This window comes from Limisphaera sp. 4302-co, from assembly GCF_049537155.1.
In the GTDB taxonomy this organism is placed as follows: Bacteria; Verrucomicrobiota; Verrucomicrobiia; order Limisphaerales; family Limisphaeraceae; genus Limisphaera.
On record NZ_JBMVQZ010000003.1, the window covers coordinates 129,873 to 153,098 of the forward strand.

Sequence of the window (23,226 nt, forward strand, 5' to 3'; positions counted from 1 at the left end):
ACCATGGATCCCGAAGCCCAATCCCTCTGGAACCAGGCCGCCCAACGCGCCAACCAAGCCTACGCCGAATCCCGGCGGCGCGTCACCATCGACCCCATCACCCGCCTCGAAGGCCACGGCAAAATCGACATCTTCCTCGATCCCGAAGGCAACGTCGAACAGGCCTACCTCCAAATCCCCGAACTCCGCGGGTTCGAGGTCTTTTGCCAGGGCCGGCCAGCCGAGGAAATGCCCCAGATCACCAGCCGCATCTGCGGCGTCTGCCCCACCGCCCACCACATGGCCGCCACCAAGGCCCTCGATGACCTCTACCGTGTCGAACCCCCTCCGGCCGCCCGCAAAATCCGCGAGCTCGTCTACCACGCCTTCATGCTCGAAGACCACGCCCTCCACGTCTACCTGCTGGGCGGCCCCGACTTCATCGTCGGCCCCGACGCCCCCGCCGCCCTCCGCAACGTCGTCGGCGTGGCCGAAAAGGTCGGACCCGAGGTCGCACGCCGCGTCATCAGCACCCGCCGCCGCCTCCGTGACCTGATCTCCTGGCTCGGCGGCAAGGTCATCCACCCCGTCCTCGGACTCCCCGGCGGCGTCGCCAAACGACTCGACCCTGACAAGCTCCCCGAGTTCCAACAACTCGCCACCGACGCACTCGATTTCGCCCTCTTCACCCATGACATCTTCCAAAAAATCGTCCTCGACAACCCGGATTACGTCCGGCTCGTCACCGCCCCGGAGTACACCCACCGCACCTACTACATGGGCCTCGTAAACGACCGCAACGAGGTGGATTTCTACGACGGCCACCTCCGCGTCGTCACACCCGAGGGCCACGAATACGCCCGGTTTGACGTCCGCCAATACCGCGAGTACATCGCCGAACACCTCGAGCCCTGGAGCTACGTCAAATTCTGCTACCTCAAGCCCCTCGGCTGGCACGGCTTCGAAGAAGGCCCGCAAAGCAGCATCTACGCCGTCGCCCCACTGGCCAGACTCAACGCCGCCGAAGCCATGGCCACCCCGCGCGCACGCGAAGCCGCACAAGCCTTCTTCGCCACCCTCGGCGGCAAGCCCGTCCACCACACCCTCGCCAACCACTGGGCCCGCGTCATCGAAATCATCCAGGCCGCAGAACGCATGGTCGAGCTCACACGCGACCCCGAAATCACCAGCGACCAGATCCGACGCCTGCCCACGGAAAAACCCACCATCGGCATCGGCGTTGTCGAAGCCCCCCGCGGCACCCTCATCCATCACTACGAAACCGACGAACGCGGCCTCATCACCCGTGCCAACCTCATCGTCGCCACCCAGAACAACGCCGCCCGCATCGCCATGAGCGTGGACCGCGCCGCCAAGGCACTCATCCGCAACGGCCACGTCTCCGAAGGTCTCCTCAATCGAATCGAAATGGCCTTCCGCGCCTACGACCCCTGCTTCGGCTGCGCCACCCACGCCCAACCAGGCCGCCTCCCGCTCATCCTGAACCTCTACGATGCACAAAAACGCCTCGTCCAACGAATCATCCGGTCCGCTTGAACCGCACGGCAGGCAACCACGTCCCACCCTCCCAACCACACCACCTTTCCGCACGCCTCGCAGGCAAGCCAGTCCGGCCGCCACCTCCGCGCCGGCTTCGTACAACGGCCGCACCCCGCCCGACCCGCCCTTCACCCGACCTCCAATTTCGGCTCAAGAATCCCGCCAAAATGCCGATTCTCCAAATGCCGACCTGTGGCCGGCATATTCAGCCATGAAACGCATCAGACACTGGAAAGTGGCCGCTGCAACCGCCCTCGGAGCTCTCCCGCTCGGCACGGCCCTCGCCATCCCCATCCGTCTCGATACCACCCCGTACATCCAACCCGCTACAACCCTCCCCGGCAACCCGCCCAATCAGGGCGTCCCAACCGTGCACAACTGGCTCCAGGACCTTGTCCAGGCCTACAACCTGCAGAACGATCCCGACCTGCCGGTCGTCGCAGCTTCTCCCTCCCTCGAATACACAGAGAATCGAAAGGACGTACAATCCCTCTCGATCAACGTGACCGGCTACACCTACCTCACCGTCCACTGGGGCGGAAAAAAGTCCTCCGACCACTCCCAAGCCTGGTATCTCGGCGGTGCCCTGGAAAACTTCCAACTGGTTTCACCCACCGGCCGCGGCCTGTCCGGGTACCGGCTCTGGAACTACGTCCCACCCGACGTCATGCGAATCCCGGAAGGCGGCACCACCCTCACCCTGTTGGGCCTGGGCCTGTTGGCCACCTTCATCTGGCCCCGCCGCGCACGGCACTCCCATCCCTGAGCCCAACCGGGGGAGATCGCCTCCAAGACCAAAGCAGGACGCCGGCTCGGAAACCCGCTTCCCGGTCTCATGGACCCCTCCGCCTGCACCCACTCGCTCAACCAGCGGCAACCGCTCGCAACCCAAACCCGCGCACGAAACGCCGTGGCCGCACCGTCTCCACCCACGGCGCCTCGCTGAATCTCTCTCGAGCCTCCTCCCCCGATGACCCCGCAAGGGCGTCGCTCGCCGACAACCCCTTGTCCCGCATCTCACCCCCGCCCGGATAGACGGCCCGCCCGAACCTCGGACACACGGCAGCCACCGCCTCAACGAAACATTCCGCGCCCGAGCCGCCGCCACGGTTCACCCCGACGCGAAATCCACCCCCACGCGGGTGAAACCCCGCAATGGCAACTTTACCGAGCCCCCTGAGTCCGGGTTTTTTGGTTCGGTATCCCGCTAAAGTGTAAAAAACGGACGAATAAACTGTAACAAAATGACTCATGATTCTGCCGGAATTTACACTTTCGGCGGCACCGGTCTCGAGGTTTGTATGTCGAACAAAGTGCCATCGTGGCCATTGGATTGCACACCAGCAACTTGAAACATTTTTCAGGCGTGCCGCGTCAACATTGGCCCGCAACCTGCTGCGTTGGGTTGTGGTGTCTGTCAGCCGGGCTATTCAAAATGGCTTGGCGGAAAGGTCGGCCACAGCAAACCAAAACCATCAAAACCATGAAAACCATCTTCGATCCGCTGCGGTACTGGGTGGCCTGCCTTGGCGGTGCCGTACTGATGAGCACGGTTAACGTCACCGCCGTGCCCACCCGGCTCGATACGAGTCCCTACATCAGCCCCAACACAAGCGTGCCCGGTAATCCGCCCAATCAGGGCGAGGGCACTGTTAAAGACTGGCTGCAGGCTCTCGTGGACGCATACAACTCGGTCAACGATCCTGACCTTCCAGCCGTGGTTGCACCTCCCGCGCTCAGCTACTCAGAGACCGCTTCCGGCGTCCTCAGCAAGACGATTGACGTGTCCGGGTATCTGTACCTGACCGTCCATTGGGGCCAGGGCCAAACCGCCGACCACACACAAGCGTGGTACCTCGGCGGATCTCTCAGCAGCTTCACCCTCACCGCCCCGGGACCCAACGGGCTTTCCGGCTATCGGCTGTGGAACGAGGTCCCCAGGTTGCCTGAAGCCGGCGCCACGCTCCTTCTCCTGGGTGTCGGCTTGTTGGCCACGACCGGCCTTGCACGCGTGAAGCGGCGCTGAATTCATCTCCAACGGCTGTGGAACCATCCTCCACGGCTGCGGGGTGGGCGGGTCGAAATCCACGCAAGCCTCAGCACGGCGCAGGGAGCGAAGAAAGGAACGGCCAAAACGAAGCGCGGGGCCATGCCGGACCATCAGCCCGGTCGGTTTCATCCTCGGAAACCGGCGCCCCGGTGGGTCACCATCCGCCGGGATCGAACCCCGCGCCGGACTCTCAAAACAACGTGGGTTGGCCCCCCTTTGCAGGCTGCAACCCGAGTTTTTTGTAGGACCGCTCCGTTGCCACCCGGCCCTGCGGCGTCCGCTGGAGGTAACCTTCCATGATCAGGTACGGCTCGTAGACCTCCTCGATCGTGTCAGGTTCCTCCCCCACGGCCACCGCCAGCGAGTGCAACCCCACCGGGCCACCGCCAAACTTCACCAGGACGGCCTCCAGAATCCGCTTGTCCATCTCGTCCAACCCGTCCTCGTCAATCTCCAGCATCCGCAGCGCCCGATCGGCCAGCTCCCGCGTGATCCGGCCGTCCCCCCGCACCTGCGCGTAATCCCGCACCCGCCGCAGCAGGTTGTTGGCTATCCGCGGCGTCCCGCGACTGCGCCGCGCGATCTCCAGCGCCGCCTCCGGCTCGATCTCCAGCCCCAGGATCCGCGCCGCGCGCAACACCACCTGCTGCAAATCCCCCGCCGTGTAGTAATCGAGCCGCTCCCGAATCGGAAACCGCGTCAGCAAGGGCGAGGTCAGCAAACCGCTGCGCGTCGTGGCCCCGATCAGCGTAAACCGCGGCAGGTCGATCCTCACACTCCGTGCGTTGGGGCCCTGGTCAATCACGATGTCCAGCCTGAAGTCCTCCATCGCCGGGTAGAGGTACTCCTCGATCGTCTTCTGCAACCGGTGAATCTCGTCAATGAACAGCACGTCACCCGGCTCCAGGTTGGTCAGCAGCCCGGCCAGGTCCCCCGCCTTCTCGATCGCCGGCCCGCTGGTGCATCGGATGTTCGCGTTCATCGCCCGGGCCAGAATGTGCGCCAGCGTGGTCTTCCCCAACCCCGGCGGCCCGCTCAAGAGGATGTGGTCCATCGGCTCGCCCCGCTGGCGCGCCGCGGCCACCGTGATTTCCAGCCGCTCCTTCACCCGCGCCTGGCCCACAAACTCCTCGAACAACGCCGGCCGCAGCGTCTGCTCCCAGGCCCTGTCCGGCTTGTTCAGTACATCCCGCATCCGCCGATCCGCCATCCCCGGCAACATGAAACATCCCGCCTTCGGCCGGCAAGGTCGAAAACCCACCCCCTCAAACCGCGGGCGCACCCGAGTGACCCGTCCCCGCCGAGCCCGTCCGCCCCGGTGCCGCCCGCTGCTCCAGCCACCGCCGGTTGAACGCCACACAATCCGCGTAACGCACGCCCGTCCCACCGAAAATGTCCAGCGCCGACCCGATCGTCAGGTCCACCCGTCCGTCGCTCACCCGTGTCACGTTTTCCAAATCTTCCAACGACCGCGCCCCGCCCGCGTACGTCACCGGCACCGGCGACCACACCGCCAGGCGCTCCACCAACTCCAGGTCCACCCCCCGGCACAACCCCTCCACGTCCACCGCGTGCACCAAAAACTCCGCGCACCGTTCCGACAACCGCCCCAGTGTCTCCCCCGACAACCGCAGCTCCGTCCACGTCTGCCACCGGTTGACCACCACCACGTACTCCCCACCACGCCGCCGGCAGCTCAGGTCGATCACCAGCCGCTCCCGTCCCACCGCGCGCACCAGCGCCGCCAGCCGGTCCTCGTCCAGCCGCCCCTCCCGAAACAGCCAACTGGTCACGATCACGTGCGAGGCGCCCGCGTCCAACCACCCCGCCGCGTTGTCCGCCGTGATGCCCCCGCCCACCTGCAGCCCGCCCGGCCAGGCCGCCAGCGCCGACCGCGCCTCCTCCTCGTTGCCGGGCCCCAGCATGATCACGTGCCCTCCGGTCAGACCGTCCCGCCGGTACAATTCCGCATACCAGGCCGCCGGCCGGTCCGAGACGTAATTCGTGCGCAACCGCTCCGGCGCACCCTCCTCCAGCGTGCCACCCACGATTTGCTTCACCCGACCCTCGTGCAGATCAATACACGGCCGAAACATGCGACATCTCCAAACTAACCAGCCGGTCGCTCCCGGCAACCACACCCTCGTGCCCCCTTTGAGCCCCCACCCCGCTCATTCCCCGCCAGAATTCGGCACCTGCCGCGCCGGCGCCCGCCCGCGCAACCACCACGTCCGACCCGCGTAGAACACCAACCCCGCCACCAGCCACAAGCCGAACCGCCACCACGTCCGCGCCGGCAACTGCGCCATGAGCCACCCGCAGGTGACAATCGCGCCCAGCGGCACCCACGGCACCCAGGGCACGCGGAAGGGCCGGGGCCGATCCGGCTCCCGCCACCGCAACACCAGCACACCCACCGCCACCACAACAAACGCAAACAACGTCCCGATGTTGCACAGCTCCACCATCTCCTCGATGTGCGTCACCGCCGCCACCCCCGCCACCGCCACCCCGGTCAGCAACGTCGTCACGTGCGGCGTCCGATACCTCGGATGCACCCGGGCCGCCCAGCCGGGCAGCAGTCCATCCCGCGCCATCGCAAAGAAAATCCGCGGCTGACCCAACTGAAACACCAGCAGGACCGAGGCCGTCGCCACAACCGCTCCCAGCGCGATCCAACCGCTCAGCCAGTTCAACCCCCGCTCCGCAAACGCCATCGCCAGCGGATCGGCCACGTCGCGCAACCGGTCCCATCGCACCATGCCCGTCAGCACCAGCGCCACCACCGCGTACAACACCGCGCACACCACCAGACTCCCCAGGATCCCCCGCGGCAGGTTGCGCTGCGGATCGCGCGTCTCCTCCGCCGCGGTCGAAACCGCGTCGAATCCGATGTACGCAAAAAACACGATCGCCGCCGCATGGCCCACCCCCGTCCAGCCGTTCGGCAGGAACGGATGCCAATTCGCCGGGTCCACGTGGAACGCCCCCACCGCCACGAACAGCCCGATCACCAACAGCTTCACCACCACCATCGCCGTGTTGAAAGCCGCGCTCTCTCGGATACCCCGCACCAGCACCCAGGTGATCAAACCCACAATCCCCGCCGCCGGCACGTTCAACACCAACGGCACCCCCCACAACCGCGGCGCCTCGGCCCACGCACGGGCCCGCTCCACAACCGCCGGTGGCAGGGCCTCCAGCCCGCCCCCCTGCGCCACGTGCGCCGCCACCTCCCGCGCCGCCGCCCACGCCGACCGATAGTCCGTCCCCAACCAAACCGGCCATTCCCATCCCAACCCCGACAACAGCGTCTGGAAATAATCCGACCAGCTGATCGCCACCGCCACGTTCCCGATGGCGTACTCCAGAATCAGGTCCCAACCGATGATCCACGCCACCAACTCCCCCAACGTGGCGTACGCGTACGTGTAGGCCGACCCCGACACCGGCACCAGCGCCGCCAGCTCCGCGTAACACAATCCGGCCAGTGCACATGCCCCCGCCACCAGCAAAAACGAGAGCACCAAACCCGGACCCGCCCCCAGATGATGTTCCCCGCCCGCCGCCGCCGTCCCCGCCGTCGAAAAAATCCCCGCACCCACGATCGCACCCACCCCCAGAAACACCAGCTCCGGCGCACCCAGCGCCCGGCGCAACCGCAGATGCGCCGGGACCCCTTCGGTCCCCAGCGCATCGATCGCCTTGCGCCGCCACCATCCTCGCCCGTCCATCCCGGCCCTCCGTTCCAGCGGCACCCGGCCCGGGCCATCCCGGCCGGGTCCACCAAACGCACCTCAAATGTCGATCACCGGACCCGACCCGCCGCGCGGCGACCGGCCCCCTCCACCCGGGTTCCGTTCCTCCCGCAGACCCGTCAACCGCGTCAGCAACCCGTTCACCACACTGATCACCAGCGCACCCCAGAACGCCGCCCAAAAACCCTCCACCACAAAATGCGGCGCCATCAGCCAACCCACCAACCACAACAGCAGCCCGTTGATCACCAGCACAAACAGCCCCAGCGTCACCAACACCAGCGGCAGCGACAACACCACCAACAACGGCCGCAACACCGCGTTGAAGATCCCCAGCAACAACGACGCCACCACCAGGTCCAGCGGCTTCTGATAATGCACCCCCGGCACCAGGTACACCGCCACCAGCACCGCCAGCGTCCCGATCAGCCACTGCTGAAAAAAACGTTTCATCCCTCTACCCCGCCGGGCTCCGCCTCCACCAGCTCCGCCGGACCGTGCACCTCCAACCCCGGTCGTTCCAGCCCGGCCGGCACCAGGCAAAACGTCCCCGGCCCCAGCTCCACACCCTCGCCACCGCCCCGCACCGTCACGTGCCCCTCCACCACCCCCAGGATCCGGCACCTCCCGCCCGGCCATTCCTCAACGGCCGGATGCCGCCACCGCCAGACATCCACCCGAAACAACTCGTGCCGCACCAACCGGCGCCTTTCCGAGCCGCCCACCGCCTCCCACACCTCCGGCAACGGGCCCGGCTCCACATCGTCGAAACGGATGGACTCCAGCGCCTGCGCCACATGCAACTCCCGCGGCCGGCCGTTCAACCCCACCCGGTCCCAATCGAACACCCGGTACGTCGTGTCCGAGTTCTGCTGAATCTCGAACAACACCAGCCCCGCCCCCAGAGCATGCACCCGCCCGCTGGGCAAAAACACCGCATCCCCACGCCGCACCCCGAACCGGTGAATGCACCCCGCCACCGTGCCCTCCCGCAACCGCCGCTCGAACTCCTCCCGCGTCACCCCCCGGCGCAACCCCGCGTAAATCTCCGACCCCGGCTCCGCCTCGGTGATGTACCACAGCTCCGTCTTCGGCTCCCCACCCAGCCGGCCCGCCACCTCCGCCGGCGGATGGACCTGCACCGACAACAGCTCCCGCGCATCCAGGATCTTCACCAGCAGCGGAAACCGCCCGCCCGCATCCGCCGCCTCCCCCAGCAGGCCCGACCGATGCGTCTCCATCAACCAACGCAGGTCACGACCCGCCCACGGACCGTTCCGGATCACACTCACCTCACCCGGCCGGTCCGTGACCTCCCACGACTCCCCGATCGGCCTGCCCGGCGGCAGCGGCTTCCCGTACAAAACCTCCAGACGGCGCCCGCCCCACACACGCTCCTTGAACCGAGGCTCCAACAACAACGGATAAAACATCGCTCCACTCCACCGGAAACTACGGCCACCCGAACTCCGGTCCCCCGCAACCCCGGTCCGTGCAACTCCTAGGCCGGACCCGCCGCACCCGAGCCCGCCGCCCTCGCCCCGGTCTCCTGCCCGTTGGACCCCGGCCCACCCTCCGCCACCGGCGCCGTCAACCGCGCCGGCTGCTGCTCAAACCGGCCATACGCCCGAAACTTGGCATACCGGCGCCGGCGTCGCTCCTCGCCCGACAACGGCAACAACTCGCCCAAATGCCGCAACACCGCCTCCTTCAACGCCGCAGCCGCAGCCGCCGGATCGTTGTGCGCGCCCCCCAACGGCTCCGGAATCACCTCATCCACCAGCCCCAGCGCCAGCAGATCCGACGCCACCATCTTCAACGCCGCCGCCGCCTGCGGCGCCGCCGACCGATCCTTCCACAAAATCGCCGCACACCCCTCCGGGCTGATCACCGAATAGTACGCGTTCTCCATGATCAACACCCGGTCCGCCACGCCAATCCCCAACGCCCCGCCCGAACCACCCTCCCCGATGATCACCGCCACCACCGGCACCTCCAACACCATCATCTCCCGCAAATTCACCGCTATCGCCTCCGCAATGTGCCGCTCCTCCGCGCCAATCCCCGGATACGCCCCCGCCGTGTCAATCAACGTCACGATCGGCAACCCGAACTTGTCGGCCATCCGCATCAACCGCAGCGCCTTCCGGTACCCCTCCGGATGCGCCGACCCGAAATTCCGCAGGATGTTCTCCTTCGTGTCCCGGCCCTTCTGCGTGCCGATCACCATCAACGGCTGCCCGTTCAACCGCGCAAAACCACCCACCACCGCCCGGTCGTCCGCATACAACCGGTCCCCGTGCAGCTCCTCGAAATCCGTGAACGCCAGCCGCACATAATCCAGCATGTACGGCCGCTTCGGATGCCGCGCCAATTGCACCCGCTGCCACGGCGTCAATTGCGTGAAAATCTGCCGCCGCGTCTCCCCCAGCTTCTGCTCCAGCCGCCGGATCTCCTCCTCGAAAGCCGCGTCCATCCCGTGCGCCTCAGCGTGCTTCCGAAGTTCGTCCAGCTTTGCCTGCAGCTCGATGACGGGCTTCTCGAAGTCCAGGTAATGCTTCATGGACCTCCCCAGACTAGGTGCACACCCACACGCTGGCAACGGCGAACTCCCACCCTCCGAGCGCCCCCATACCCTCACCAACCCCGACCCGGCGCCCTCACCACACCCACGCCAGGATCAACATCCCCAGCAGCACCACACCCACCACCCACCAGAACCACGACACACCCTCAGGCTTCACATCCCGTCGCCCCGGACCGAATTCCCGGCGCACGTACGACTCGTACTCGAACGGCTCCTCCTCCCCGGGCTCAACCTCCCCCCAGGCCTGCGCCCAACCCGTCCGCTCGTCCGCACCACATTCCGGACACACCACCGCCCCCGGATCCAGCCGACACCCGCAACACGGACAAACCGGCGGCGCCACCAACCCGCCCCCCTTCCAGCCACGGCCCCGGCCTCAACCCGCTCCCGCGTACTCCTCGTCCGTCCGCAGCACCAGCTCCATCAAAATGTAATCGTGCTTGATCCCCTGCATGTCCTTCACATGATCCGGGATCCGCACCAGATGCGAAAAACCCAACATCGCAAACAACTTCATCGCCGCCTCCTGCTCCCCGATGAACTCCGCCTCCACCTTCTCCAACCCCAGGTTCCGCGCCACCTCCACGATCTCGGACACCAGGGCCCGCGCCAGCCCCCGGCCCCGAAACCGCGGATGCACCAGCACGCTCACCCGGCCCACGTGCCGTTTCCAACCGCCCAACTGCTGATGCAACGTCGCGTCCCCCACGACCCGGTTCCCCGCAAACGCCAGCAACGGAAAATTCCGCCCGTAATCAATGTTTTGACACCAGTTCCGGATCACCGCACGATCCGTCACCCGGTACTTGATGAACATCCGCTCCTGCTCCGGCACAGCCAGGAAAAACTCGTGCAACGCGGGCTCGTCGCTGCTCTGCAACGGCCGCAACACCACCTCGCTGCCGTCCTTCAACGTCACCGTCTTGGGAAATTTCTGAAGCTCCAGCTCCAATGACATACGCCACTCCCAGTTTTGCTGCCAGTATGACCGCCACTCATGCACCGCGCAAGCTTCTCAAACCATCCCACGGGTGCACCCACCCCAACCGGCCCACCACACACCCTCCCACGCTTCACCGCGCCACCCTCCGAACCATGAAGCGCGAGCTGTTCCCGCCCCGGCAAACGCCCACGCCCCCGGCTCCTCAGACAGGCCCGCGCGCGTCACACCCCCTCTGCCCGACCCCGCGCCACCACGGCCCGCGCCAGGTAGGGAGCTCCGACACCCCAAAAACCGGGGGGTCCCTACCTGGAGCACAACAGACTGCACACGAACAAGTTGAACCCTTTCATGCCCGTTCCGAAGGGGTTGGGGAGCAACTCCCGTGCCTGCCTGAAAAAGGGGTCTCTACCTGGCGCCCTCTTGACTTCCTGCGCCGCAACGGCTTAATCTTCCGGCAGTCCGACTCGGACTCGACGCCGAAAGGCATTGGTGACCCCCGATGGTCAGTCGCACGTGTCGTCGGGGTGCCGACACGTCCGACTCGGACTCGACGCCGAAAGGCATTGGTGACGTCGAGGAGGGTGACCCGGAATCTCCACTCCATGGCTTCTAGTCCGACTCGGACTCGACGCCGAAAGGCATTGGTGACCTGGCGCGCCCCATGCGCGCCACCCGGCCCGCGCCGCGGTCCGACTCGGACTCGACGCCGAAAGGCATTGGTGACGCCACGTAACATCTCATAGCTCAACCCCCCCGTCCGCTGTCCGACTCGGACTCGACGCCGAAAGGCATTGGTGACCCCACTCCTCGCGCGCGCGGCTTACCCAACGCCGCGCGTCCGACTCGGACTCGACGCCGAAAGGCATTGGTGACAGGAGGGCGACCTCGTAATGCCTGTCCATGTTCTCCTTTCGTCCGACTCGGACTCGACGCCGAAAGGCATTGGTGACCGGACTACCGCGCCCCACGGCACACCCCAGTCCCGGGGGTCCGACTCGGACTCGACGCCGAAAGGCATTGGTGACCCTGGCGTGTCCGCCATACCTCGGATGCGATGTCATGATCGAGGTCCGACTCGGACTCGACGCCGAAAGGCATTGGTGACCCCTGTGCAGTGCAGAACCACTCTCTCGGAATCGGCTTGTCCGACTCGGACTCGACGCCGAAAGGCATTGGTGACGTTCCGGCCTGACATACCACCTTGGGCCGGCCGTCACGGCGTCCGACTCGGACTCGACGCCGAAAGGCATTGGTGACCTGCCGCCGTAGCGGTGGATGATACTTCGACCTAGTGGTCCGACTCGGACTCGACGCCGAAAGGCATTGGTGACGGCAGCTCATGGTCATGGATGTCCCAATACGTGCGGCACGTCCGACTCGGACTCGACGCCGAAAGGCATTGGTGACACCTGCCAACTGCCGGAGAAGTTGCTCCGGCAACCTGTCGTCCGACTCGGACTCGACGCCGAAAGGCATTGGTGACGGGTCCCGGCCTGAGCACGCATCCCTTCCCGTGGGCTGGTGAAGGCTGGCGCCCGGACCGAACTCCGCGCCCCCCCCCGCTCTCCAACTCAGAAGGAGCACAAGGACCTCACACGGCGATCCAGCAGCCTTCGCCTCTTGCAAAGTGTCCGCCCCTCCACGAGCCTCCCTGCCCTCTCCAGGGTCGACCACGGCCAGCATGCCGCGGCCAACCGTTCACGCGCCCCTGCCGCGCCGGCCGGTGATCCGACCATCCACAGGCACACGGGATCCGGCCGAAAAATCGTTTGGCACCGGGTCGGGGGGCATGGCAGACTGCTTCAAATTCAAAGCACAAGAACCAGGGATGGTGAATCAGCCGATGCACAGTCGTTCCTCAACCGCACATCATCGCTACAGTGCGCATCGCAATCTGCGCCCCGTGAATTTCATTTGTCAGGCGCCCCAGGCCAGGTCGGTGAGTCTGGTGGGAGATTTCAACAACTGGGATCCCACCGCGCATCCCATGCAGCGCGCGCCGGACGGGGCCTGGCTGCTGAAGGTGGAGCTCCGCCACGGGCATCACCGGTACGCGTTTCTGGTGGACGGTGTGCTGACGCTCGACCCGCGTGCCCAGGGGATCACGCGCAACGAGCAGGGCGAGCGGGTCTCGCTGATCGCGGTGAGCTGAGCTGCAGTCCGCCAGTCCACCCGCACCGGGCCGCAAGCCGGCCCGACCGCCGCAGGCCGGACGAAGTTCGGGGGCTGCCGGTTTTGCCGTTGCTTCGCCCGCCGGGCCGCTGCAGCACGCACCCGTCCGTCGCCGCGCACAAGCTGTCCTCCCGGTCGCTCCGTTCACGACCGGTTTCCCGACCGCCCGGCCCCTCCGCCTCGCGGCGCATTGCCCCGTCGGACGGCGCGGTGACGCGGCCTCGGCTCACACGGCGGCCGGGAGTCGGCGTTGTGACCCCGGCTCTTGCTCCGCCGGGCTCGTTTGGCTACCGTGCGCCGGTTTTCCGGCCCCGGTCACGGAGGTCGGACGCGGTTTCGACTATGGCAGCGTCATTCATTCAGGAGAAGTTTGCACAGAGGATCGGTGGACGGGACTACGGCCGGTCCACCGCCATCTACAAGTTCGAAAAGATCAAGCGGGCCAAGCGGGCGGCCATGGCCGCGCAACCGGGCCGGCGTCTGATCGATCTGGGCGTGGGCGAGCCCGACGAGATGGCCTTCCCGGAGGTGGTGGCCAAGCTGTGCGAGGAGGCGGCCAGGCCGGAGAATCGCGGCTACGCCGACAACGGCGATCACGTACTCAAAGAGGCCGCGGCCCGCTACATGGAACGGGTGTTCGGCGTGTCGGGCATCGACCCCGAACGCGAGGTCATTCACTCCATCGGCAGCAAGGCCGCGCTCTCCATCCTGCCGGCCGCCTTCATTGACCCCGGCGATGTGGTGCTGATGACCGCTCCCGGCTATCCGGTCTTCGGCACCCACGCCCGGTACTACGGTGGGGAGGTCTACAACCTGCCCCTGCGCCCGGAAAACCGGTTTTTGCCCGACCTGGACTCGGTGCCGCGGGAGATCCTGGCGCGGGCCAAGGTGCTGGTCCTCAACTACCCGAACAACCCGACCGGGGCCAGCGCCACCCCGGAGTTCTACCGCTACGTCGTGGATTTCGCGATGAAGCACCACCTGGTGGTGATCTCGGACGCCGCCTACGCGGCACTCGTGTACGAGGGACGGCCATTGAGTTTCCTGGCCACGCCCGGCGCCAAGGAGATCGGATTGGAACTCCACTCGGTCAGCAAGGCGTTCAACATGACCGGCTGGCGGTGCGGCTTCGTCACCGGCAACGAACTGCTGGTCCGGGCCTACGGAGACGTCAAGGACAACACCGACTCCGGCCAGTTCCTGGCCATCCAGCACGCGGCGGCCTACTGTTTCGACCACCCGGAACTGACCGAGCGCATCGCGGCCAAATACTCGCGGCGGATGGACCTGCTGGTGAAGGTCCTGCGCCAGGCCGGCTTCGACGCGCACAAGCCGGCCGGATCCTTCTTCCTCTACGTGCCGGCCCCCCGCGCCGCCGTCACCCGCTCGGCCAAACACATCCGCTTCGCCAACGCGGAGGAGGCGTCCCAATGGTTGATCATGGACAAGCTGATCTCCACCGTGCCCTGGGACGATGCCGGGCCGTACCTGCGCTTCAGCGTCACCTTCGAAGCGCCCACGCCGGAGGATGAGATCGCACTGATGCAGGAACTGGCCGACCGGCTGGGCGAGGTCCGGTTCGAGTTCTGAACCGGGCCGGTCCGGCGCGCCCGAAACGGTCGGGCGCCGCCGGCGGCCGTGCCCTGCGAACCGCCGTTCCCCTAAGATCTCTGCAAATCGTGAATCCCTGGTCAGTGGCAACGGCAGTCGTACTGGGGACGCGCCTGTTGGGCGAGCTGCTCTTCGAAACGCTCAACCAGCGGTTGCTCGTGCGACTGGCCGCGGGCGGCCACGACGCGGCCGCTGCCATGGCCGTTCACCCGCCCTCGCCGCGGGCCCTCGACTATGCACGGGCGCGCAGCCGGTTCCGACTGTTCTCCGTGTTGTACGAGACGGTCGTGCTGGCGGTCCTCCTGGGAAGCGGTGTCCTGCCACGTGCATGGAGACTCTGGCAGGAACACGCCGGCACCACCCTGTGGGCCGATGCAGCCTTCCTCTGGTCCGTCTTCGCCCTCACGACCGCCGTGCACTGGCCGCTGACGTGGTACGAGCGGTTCCGTCTGGAGCAACGGTTCGGGTTCAACACCGCCACGGCACGCACCTGGTGGAGCGACCGGTTCAAGGGCATCGTCCTGGGCGTGCTCCTGGGTCTGCCGACCCTCTGGGGGCTTCTGGCCTGGATCCGGCACGGCGGCCCCTGGTGGTGGCTCGGTGCGTGGGCGGGTGCGGTGGGTCTGGGCCTGTTCCTGAACCGGGTGGCGCCCGTGCTGATCCTGCCGTGGTTCAACCGGTTCGATCCCCTCCCCGAAGGACCGCTCCGGGACCGTCTGGAACGCCTGGCCCGTCGAACGGGCTTTCCCGTTCGGGACATCCAGATCATGGACGGCAGCCGGCGCACGCGTCATTCCAACGCCTTTTTCACCGGCTGGGGCCGGTCGCGCCGCGTGGTGTTGTACGACACCCTGGTGGGCCGGCTCGGCACCGACGAACTGGAGGCGGTGGTCGCGCATGAAATCGGTCATGCACGGCTGGGACATGTGCGGAAACTGTGGATCGTCACGGCAGGAATCTGGGCGTTGGCCTTCGCCGGTGCGGCATGGGCGCTGGAACAGCCCGCCCTGTACCGGGCGTTCGGCTTCGAGCCCGGAAACCCGGCACCGGGGCTGTTGATCCTCGGGCTCTGCTCGGGCCCGCTGGGCTGGTGGTTGTCGCCCTGGATCCACGCACGGACGCGCCGGTGGGAGTTCGAGGCCGACGCATTCGCCGCGCGGACGCTGGATTCGGCGGCGCCTTTGCGACAGGCGTTGGAGCGGTTGCACCGCGAGAACCTTGCCGAGCCGCCCTCGCATCCGTGGTACCGTTTCTGGCACGAGTCGCATCCCCCGCTGGCCGACCGACTCCGCGCGCTCGCGCGGCCGGCCGGTGACCCATCGTCGCCCTGACGCCCGGCTTCCCCGGCCCCGCCGGCGCGAAGCCTCGGGGCCCGGCCTGCCGGCCGCAGTTGGGCTTGGAAACCCGGTCCAGGGTTTGACAGATTGAACTGACTGTGAGCGAGGAGAATCCAATGCATGGGATGCGCCGCGGGCTGTGGATTGCATGCGTCGTGGTCGGTGTCCTGGCGCTGAGTGCCGCGGGTCTCTGGTGGGGCCGGCCGGCCTACCGGCATTACAAGGAACAGCGCTACCTGCGCATGGCGGATGCGTTTCTGGAGGCCGGCGACATTCGACAGGCCCTCCTGAGCCTGCGACAGGCCCAGGCCGCCAACCCTCAAAACATCGAAACCGCCCGGCGCCTGGCCGAGTTGCTCACCGAGACACGGTCGCCGCTGGCCCTCGGCTGGTGGCGCCGCGTGGTGGAGCTGAGCCCCACAGCTGAGAACCGGCTGCGCCTAGTGGGCGCGGCGCTGCAACTGGAGAATCCGCCCTATCCCGTGGCCGGCCAGACGCTCCGGGAGATGCGGGCACTGGGTGAAACCAATTCCGCACGATACCACGCACTGGCCTCTCAACTGGCGCTCCAGACAGGGCGCCTGCCCGAGGCGGTGGCCCATCTGGAAGAGGCGGTCCGACTCGATCCCACCAACCAGTTGCACCGACTCAACCTGGCCACCCTCCAGGTGAAGAACTCCGATTCCCGGACGGCCGACCAGGCATTCCGGACACTTGCGGAACTCAGCCGGCCCGGCAACGATCCTCACCTGCGCCTCCTGGCGTTGCGTTCGCTCGTGACGGTGAGTCTGGAGCAGAAACGGCCGGCCGAGGCGCTGCGGTTTTCCACCGAATTGCTCGAGCTGCCCGGCACCGGGTTCAACGACAAGGTCCAGCACCTGACTGTCCTGGTCGCCGCAGGCAGACCGGAAACCAACAGCTGGCTGCACCAACTCCAGCAGGAGGCCGGCACCAACGCCGCACAGATCACCGTGCTGGCCAGCTGGCTCACCGACCGCCAGCGTGCCCGCGAAGCGCTCGAATGGTTGCAAACTTTTCCCCTCTCCATGCGCACCAATCCACCCATCACCCTCGCGGTCGCCGATGCCCTCGTCGCACTCCGGGATTGGGAAGGGCTGCAAGCCTGGCTCGAACCCCAAAACTGGGAGGCCCAGGAACCGATGCGGTTGACCCTCCTGACCCGTGCCGCCCGTGAACGGGGCCAGCGCAGCCTGGCCGACGGTTACTGGCGCCGCGTGCTCGACTGGACCGGCGGCCGCGGGGAAGCCCTGGCTGCCGTGGCCCAGGTGCTCGAAAAATGGGGATGGCGTTCCGAAATGGAGGAGGTGCTGTGGGCCCTGGTCAAACGGGCGCCCTGGCACGAATGGGCCTGGGAAATCCTCGTCAAGAACCGCTACGCCGCGGGAGACGCTCCGGGCCTGTTCCAGGTTTACTCCGCCATGCTCGAGGCCAAACCGGGTTCCCCCGAGGTCAAAAACAACGTGGCGGCCCTGGGCCTGTTGCTGGGACGGGATCTGGAGCGCTGCCGCCGTCTGGCCCGCGAGGTCTATCTCTCCGACACCAACCATCCCGTGTGGGTCTCCACCTACGCTTTCTCACTCTATCAACAGGGCGACCCGGCCGGCGCACTCAAGCTGCTCGAAAACCTGCCTGAAACCGACCGGCGCCGGCCGGAAGTGGCCGTATACATGGCCATCATCCTCGGCAGCCAGGGACGTCTGGATGAAGCCCGCTCCTACGCGGCACTCGTGGGTGATCATCCCCTGCTGCCCGAGGAAAAACGTCTTCTCCAGAATGCCATCGGCGGGAACACCCCGGGTTGACCGGGCTCCCGCCGCCACCCACCCCTTGCCTCCCGGCGGTCCGCCCTGCACCTGACTCCGGGGGTCGAACCCGCCCGGGCCGAATGAAGCCGCGCCCGCCGGTGCCCGCCGGATCAGCCCCCTGAGCGTGGCGCCTGGTCGGTCACGGAATCCGCAAAGGCGACCGCCCCGGTCCGGCGGCGCAACCGCGCCGCCTGCCATGCCACCGCCGCGATCACACACGACCATCCCCAAAGATCGCCGTGCCGCGCATAAAACGTTCCCCCCGCCAGTGCGGTCCGATCCGGCAACGGCACCTCCCAAACCGCCCACGCCGCGCCGTACACGGAGCCCCGCTTGTCGCACAGGATCTGCCGGAACCGGCCCAGTGGATCGATCCAGACGCTCAACCCGTTGTTGGTGCAGCGAATCAGCGGCCGGCCCGTTTCCACCGCGCGAAACGCGGCATTGGCGGCGTGTTGCCACTGCGCCGCACTCCGGCCGAACCATCCGTCGTTGGTCAGGTTCACCCACAAATCCGGCTCACCCTCGAGAAACCGCCGCGCCAGATGAGGAAACACGTCCTCGAAACAGATCAGCGGCGCCGCCCGCACCGGCGCGCTGCCGGAAACGGAAGCCGCGTCCGCCGAACCGGCTTCGATCTCGAAGACCACCGGGTTCCGTCCCGGCGTGTACTGGCCGGTAATGGGCGTGAACCATCGCAAAAAGGGCAGGACCTCCACCCAGGGAATGTACTCGCCGAACATGACCAGGTGCATCTTCCGGTACACGGACCGCAGGCGCCCGTCCGGTCCGATCAGGAACGCCGCATTGAAATAATCCGCCTCTTCGCTCTCCCCGGCCGGGCCGCGCGGCTCCGCATCGTCACTGCCGGTGATCATCCAGATCCGGTGTTGTCGGGCCAGCCCGGTCACCGCGGCCTGCGTGACCGGATCGTACCGTAGAAACATCGGCACGGCCGCCTCCGGCCAGAGCAGCAGATCGGTCGGTTCTTGCAGCGCCTGCCGCGTCAGCTCCACAAGCGTCCGAAACCGGTTCCCGTTTTCCTGCGGATCCCAGATCCACGTCTGCGGGATGGACGGCTGGACCACCGTGATGCGCAGCCGTCGTTCCCCCTCCGTGTAGGCGCGCACCCGCTGCCAACCCCAGGCAAACACCAGCAGCACCGCCAACCCTGGCACCGCCAGCTCCCGCATCCAACCGTATCTGCGGGTGGGATCCGTCCATAACGCGGCGGCAGCCGCACGGAGGCCCGCAGCAAACCAGACCAGCAGGAACGAGAGCCCGTACACCCCCGTCAGGGAGGCCAGTTGAACAAGGGGAATCATCTCCACCTGGGACGCCCCGAGCAGGTTCCAAGGGAACCCGCCCAGCAACCGCGCCTGCAACATCTCCAGCGCCACCCACACGCACGCCGCGCCCAAGCCCGCCAGTGTCCGGCCACCCCACGTCCGTGCCCGTTCGAATGCGGTTCCCACCAAAGCCAGCCAAACCGCCGGGTACAACGCCAGATAACTCACCAGGGCGGCCCAACCCAGCACCGGGTACCCGCGCACGGGGATCTCCCAGAGCCACGACAGGGCCACACCATGCCAGACCCAACCGGCCAGGTAACCCAGCTGCCATCGCTGTGCCGGCGCGGCCCCTTCTCCGGCCAACAACAAGAGGGCCGGGCCCACCCACGCCAGACCCGCCCACTGCAGCGGTGGAAATGCCAGCGCAAGGCACAGCCCCGCCAGCGCGGCCGTGCCGTACCGGACCATCCCCACCCAGCTCCCTTGGACAATCCACCGTCGCAACGCGCCCCAAACTTGGCGTGCCCCACGCGCACCGAACAAGTCCAACCCGAAACCCCGCCCGACCGCCCCGCCGGGCGAATACTGGACGCGACCCTTCCCACGCCGTTACCCTCCCGGTCATGCAGCTCCACATCCGGTCAACCGCACGCAGAGCGTGCTCCCGGCTGTCTCTGGCGCCGATTTCAGCCCTTGTTTGGCTGGCTGCACTCCGGTTGACCGCCCTCGAACCCACCGGACTCACCTGTGTGGATCAACCGGAGCCCATCGCCGTGGACACCCCGCACCCGCGGCTGGGTTGGGAACTGACCGATGCGCGTCGCGGAGCCCGCCAGACGGCTTATCAAATCCAGGTCGCCTCCTCGCCCCGCCTCCTGCGCCAGAACAAACCGGATCTGTGGGATTCCGGCCGGGTCACTTCCTCGGAGCAAAACCAGATCCCCTACGCCGGCCGGGCGCTGACCTCCCACGCGGAATGTCACTGGCGGGTCCGCGTATGGGACGAAGCCGGTCGGGCCTCCGCCTGGAGTCGTCCGGCCCGCTGGACCATGGGGCTGATGGAATCCGAAGCCTTCCGCGCCCGTTGGATCGTCGCGCCAGATCCCCCGACACATCCCTTGGATGGTTGTGTCTGGATCTGGCACCCGGACGAAGAGACGCTTCCAAACTCCCCTACGGGCACGGTCACCTTTCGCAAGACCATCGTCCTGCCGGCCCAGACGCGCCCCGTGCAGGCCGTCTTGCTGCTGGCGGCCAGCGCCCCGGCCGGCGTCCGACTCAACGGACATGGCCTGGCGCGTCTGACCGGGACGGACCTCGTCCATTTCGTGGATCTGCTGGATCGCCTCCAACCCGGCACCAACGTGCTGGAGGTCGCGGTGGAGAATCGCCGGCCCGGACCCGCCGGGTGGACCGGCCGGATCCTGCTGGCCTTCGACGTGGGCACCCGGCTGGACATCCCGGTCAATCGCTCGTGGTTGTGTCAACGGTCAGCGCCCCGACCCACCGCTGCGGAGGCCGAAACGCCCGCCGCGTGGGTCGAGGCACGGGAGCTGGGCCCGTTCGGCATGCCTCCATGGGGCCGCGGCTTTCACGGCCAGCAGCCCCTGCCGCTGTTTCGGCGCGAGTTCGTCCTGCGCAAGCCCGTGCGCCGGGCGCTTCTCCATGCCTGCGGGCTGGGCCAGCATGAACTGTATCTGGACGGCCGGAAGATCGGCGACCATTTCCTGGATCCGCCCTGGACGGACTACGCAAAGACGCTGCATTACGTCACGCACGACCTGACCGACCGACTCCGCCCCGGCCGGCACGCCCTCGGTGTGATGCTGGGCAAAGGCTTCTACAACACCGCGGGCGACCGACGCGTCCACGGTGTGCACACGCGCGGCCCACTGTGCCTCTGGTTGCAGCTCCATCTCTGGTACCGCGACGGAACCGAGGAAGTGCTCGTGACCGACCCCCAGTGGAAAACCGCCCCAGGCCCCGTCACCCACGCCGCCATCCTCGGCGGCGAGGACCACGACGCACGGCGCGAACCCCCGGGCTGGGCCGAGCCCGGCTTCGACGACCACAACTGGACCCCTGCCATCGTTGTACCCGGCCCCGCAGGCCGGCTTCGCGCCGCCGTCGCACCGCCGCTGCGCGAACAGGAAACCCTCCGGCCCGTGCGCGTGGACGAGCCGGAACCCGGCGTCTTCGTGTTCGACTTCGGCCAGAACGCCTCCGCCATTCCGCGCATCCGTCTGCGGGGCGCGCCCGGACAGATCGTCCGCCTGACCCCCGCCGAACAACGACACGGTTCCAGCCCGCGCCGCAACGATGGCCGCGGCCGGGTCAACCAGGCCGGCGTCGGCCGCCCCAATTACTGGCAGTACACCCTGCGCGGCGACTGGTTCGAAACCTGGCAACCGCGTTTCACCTACTCCGGCTTTCAATACCTGGAGGTCATCGGCGCCGTGCCGCGGGGCCACCCCAACCCGCGCGGCCTGCCCGTCATCGAGGAACTGGTTTCGGTCCACGTCCGCAACGACGCACCGCGCATCGGCCGTTTCGAATGCTCGGAACCGTTGTTCAACGAGATTGACCGGATCATCGAACGAGCCGTGCAGGCCAACCTCTCTCACGTGCTGACCGACTGTCCCCACCGCGAAAAACTCGGTTGGCTGGAGGTTTCCTACCTCATGGGCCCCTCCATCGCGGGGCGTTATGACCTGCGAACCTTCTACCGCAAGATCGCCCGGGACTGCGCCGATGCCCGGCAACCCGACGGCCGGGTCCCCACGGTGGCACCGTGGTACCCGCGGTTCGGCGGGCCGTTCGACTACACCCCCGAATGGGGAGCCGCCGCCGTCCTGCTGCCCTGGCAGCTTTACCAGTGGTACGGCGACCGCCGGATCCTGGAGGAACAGTTCGACACCATGCGCCGGTTCACCGATTTCCTCGAACAATCCTCGACCAACCTCGTCCCGGCCGCAGGTTTGGGCGACTGGTACGATTACGGTACCGAAACACGGGGGCCCTCCCAGTTCACCCCGCCTGAACTCACCGCCATGGCCACCTTTTACCGCTGCGCCCGCACCGTGGCCGCAGCCGCCCGCGTGCTCGGCCGCAGCGACGCAGCAGAACGCTACGCCTCGGTCGCCGACCAAATCCGCACCGCGTTCAACCAACTGTGGTTCGACGGCCGGAGCGAGTACCGCAACTTCGGCAGTCCCCAATGCGCCAACGGCATGGCCCTGGCGCTGGATCTCGTCCCCGAGTCCTGTGTCCAGCCGGTCTTGCAACGCCTGCTGGAGGATCTGCGCAGCCGGGGGTTTCAGCAGACCGCCGGGGACATCGGCTTCCCCCATCTGCTCGAGGCGTTGGCCCGCCACGGCCGGCATGAGGAAATCTTTTCCATGGTCAACCGCACCAACATCGGAAGTTACGGTTTCATCGTCCGCAACGGCTGGACCACCCTGCCCGAGGCCTGGGATGCCGAGACCGGTGCCTCGATGAACCACTGCATGCTGGGACACATCCAGCAATGGTTCCTCGAACATCTGGCCGGCCTGCGGCGCGATCCCGGAGTCCCGGGCGGAGCCCGATGGATCCTCGAGCCTCAACCGGTGGGCAACCTCGCCCGGGCACGCGCCGAACACCGGTCACCGCGGGGCTGGGTACGCGTCCGTTGGGAACGCCGTCCGCTGAGCTTTCTCATGGAGGTCGAGATCCCGCCCAACACCACCGCCGAGGTCGTCCTGCCCGGCACCGATCCTGAGGCGGTGCTTGAATCCGGCCGGCCGGCCCGGGAATCGCCCGGCGTCCGGTTCACGGGTCGGTCGGACAACCGCCTGCATTTCTCGATCGCCGGCGGCTCGTATCGTTTCGAAAGCCGGCAACCGCGCCAACTCGGGACAGGCACCGGCTCCCGTTCGCCGCGCCGCGCTTCCCCTGAAGCGGATGTCGCGGCCTCGTCGCGTTGAGCACTCACCAAACCGACCCCTCGGGCCCGACACCGAGCTGATTGCCCAGGGATGCAATGGCTGATTACTCTCGACCGCGTGAACCGTCGTTTTCTGGGCAACGACCCGAAGGCTGATCCGGGCGCCCGGCCGGGGTTCGGGGTCGC

General features: G+C 67.1%; 17 protein-coding genes and 1 CRISPR repeat array. Of the genes, 8 read left to right on the forward strand and 9 right to left on the reverse strand.

Going from position 1 to position 23,226, the window contains the following annotated elements:
- Nucleotides 1–3: 3 nt before the first annotated feature.
- From ACPDIX_RS04405 to ACPDIX_RS04415, 3 genes are all read left to right on the forward strand, one after another.
- Nucleotides 4–1,536 carry a Ni/Fe hydrogenase subunit alpha gene (locus ACPDIX_RS04405; protein WP_423430571.1) on the forward strand — a complete coding sequence of 511 codons (1,533 nt, stop codon included), beginning with the start codon at nt 4–6 and terminating at the stop codon, nt 1,534–1,536.
- A gap of 214 nt (nt 1,537–1,750) precedes the next feature.
- Nucleotides 1,751–2,305 carry a hypothetical protein gene (locus ACPDIX_RS04410; RefSeq protein WP_423430572.1) on the forward strand — a complete coding sequence of 185 codons (555 nt, stop codon included), beginning with the start codon at nt 1,751–1,753 and terminating at the stop codon, nt 2,303–2,305.
- A gap of 717 nt (nt 2,306–3,022) precedes the next feature.
- Nucleotides 3,023–3,565 (forward strand): hypothetical protein, encoded by a 543-nt coding sequence (locus ACPDIX_RS04415; RefSeq protein WP_423430573.1) that lies wholly within the window; start codon nt 3,023–3,025, stop codon nt 3,563–3,565.
- Nucleotides 3,566–3,779: 214 nt separating this feature from the next.
- Here the strand turns inward: ACPDIX_RS04415 and ruvB are convergent, their stop codons facing one another.
- The 8 genes from ruvB to ACPDIX_RS04455 form a co-directional block, all read right to left on the reverse strand.
- Nucleotides 3,780–4,799 (reverse strand): Holliday junction branch migration DNA helicase RuvB, encoded by a 1,020-nt coding sequence (gene ruvB, locus ACPDIX_RS04420; protein ID WP_423430574.1) that lies wholly within the window; start codon nt 4,797–4,799, stop codon nt 3,780–3,782.
- Between the two features lie 55 nt (nt 4,800–4,854).
- Entirely contained in the window at nt 4,855–5,685 is an 831-nt protein-coding gene (hisA, locus tag ACPDIX_RS04425) for a phosphoribosylformimino-5-aminoimidazole carboxamide ribotide isomerase (RefSeq protein WP_423430575.1), read from the reverse strand.
- Nucleotides 5,686–5,760: 75 nt separating this feature from the next.
- Nucleotides 5,761–7,323: an amino acid permease gene (locus ACPDIX_RS04430; protein ID WP_423430576.1), complete on the reverse strand. Its 1,563-nt coding sequence runs from the start codon at nt 7,321–7,323 to the stop codon at nt 5,761–5,763.
- A gap of 63 nt (nt 7,324–7,386) precedes the next feature.
- Complete coding sequence (locus tag ACPDIX_RS04435; RefSeq protein WP_423430577.1) at nt 7,387–7,800, reverse strand: phage holin family protein; 414 nt, start codon at nt 7,798–7,800, stop codon at nt 7,387–7,389.
- Nucleotides 7,797–8,780 (reverse strand): type I phosphomannose isomerase catalytic subunit, encoded by a 984-nt coding sequence (locus ACPDIX_RS04440; RefSeq protein WP_423430578.1) that lies wholly within the window; start codon nt 8,778–8,780, stop codon nt 7,797–7,799. Before ACPDIX_RS04440 ends, ACPDIX_RS04435 begins: the two co-directional genes overlap by 4 nt.
- 68 nt (nt 8,781–8,848) lie before the next feature.
- A complete protein-coding gene (locus tag ACPDIX_RS04445; protein WP_423430579.1) occupies nt 8,849–9,910 on the reverse strand; it encodes an acetyl-CoA carboxylase carboxyltransferase subunit alpha in 1,062 nt (353 codons plus the stop codon).
- Between the two features lie 97 nt (nt 9,911–10,007).
- Nucleotides 10,008–10,223 carry a hypothetical protein gene (locus ACPDIX_RS04450; RefSeq protein WP_423430580.1) on the reverse strand — a complete coding sequence of 72 codons (216 nt, stop codon included), beginning with the start codon at nt 10,221–10,223 and terminating at the stop codon, nt 10,008–10,010.
- A gap of 87 nt (nt 10,224–10,310) precedes the next feature.
- Complete coding sequence (locus ACPDIX_RS04455; protein WP_423430581.1) at nt 10,311–10,892, reverse strand: GNAT family N-acetyltransferase; 582 nt, start codon at nt 10,890–10,892, stop codon at nt 10,311–10,313.
- 442 nt (nt 10,893–11,334) lie between these two features.
- Nucleotides 11,335–12,360: direct repeats of the CRISPR family, unit length 37 nt; unit sequence GTCCGACTCGGACTCGACGCCGAAAGGCATTGGTGAC.
- Nucleotides 12,361–12,780: 420 nt separating this feature from the next.
- Between ACPDIX_RS04455 and ACPDIX_RS04460 the strand changes: the two genes are divergently transcribed.
- From ACPDIX_RS04460 to ACPDIX_RS04475, 4 genes are all read left to right on the forward strand, one after another.
- The gene (locus ACPDIX_RS04460) at nt 12,781–13,029 is read left to right on the forward strand and encodes an isoamylase early set domain-containing protein (protein ID WP_423430582.1); all 249 of its coding nucleotides are present in this window, start codon (nt 12,781–12,783) and stop codon (nt 13,027–13,029) included.
- Nucleotides 13,030–13,391: 362 nt separating this feature from the next.
- Nucleotides 13,392–14,639, forward strand: a complete 1,248-nt coding sequence (locus ACPDIX_RS04465) for an LL-diaminopimelate aminotransferase (RefSeq protein WP_423430583.1) — start codon at nt 13,392–13,394, stop codon at nt 14,637–14,639.
- Nucleotides 14,640–14,728: 89 nt separating this feature from the next.
- The gene (locus ACPDIX_RS04470; RefSeq protein ID WP_423430584.1) at nt 14,729–15,991 is read left to right on the forward strand and encodes a M48 family metallopeptidase; all 1,263 of its coding nucleotides are present in this window, start codon (nt 14,729–14,731) and stop codon (nt 15,989–15,991) included.
- Between the two features lie 104 nt (nt 15,992–16,095).
- A complete protein-coding gene (locus tag ACPDIX_RS04475; protein WP_423430585.1) occupies nt 16,096–17,820 on the forward strand; it encodes a tetratricopeptide repeat protein in 1,725 nt (574 codons plus the stop codon).
- A gap of 113 nt (nt 17,821–17,933) precedes the next feature.
- Here ACPDIX_RS04475 and lnt read toward each other — a convergent pair whose 3' ends face one another.
- Entirely contained in the window at nt 17,934–19,619 is a 1,686-nt protein-coding gene (lnt, locus tag ACPDIX_RS04480) for an apolipoprotein N-acyltransferase (protein WP_423430586.1), read from the reverse strand.
- A gap of 212 nt (nt 19,620–19,831) precedes the next feature.
- On the opposite strand from lnt, the gene ACPDIX_RS04485 reads away from it, so the two are divergent.
- Complete coding sequence (locus ACPDIX_RS04485; RefSeq protein ID WP_423430587.1) at nt 19,832–23,080, forward strand: family 78 glycoside hydrolase catalytic domain; 3,249 nt, start codon at nt 19,832–19,834, stop codon at nt 23,078–23,080.
- The last annotated feature ends 146 nt before the right edge of the window (nt 23,081–23,226 follow it).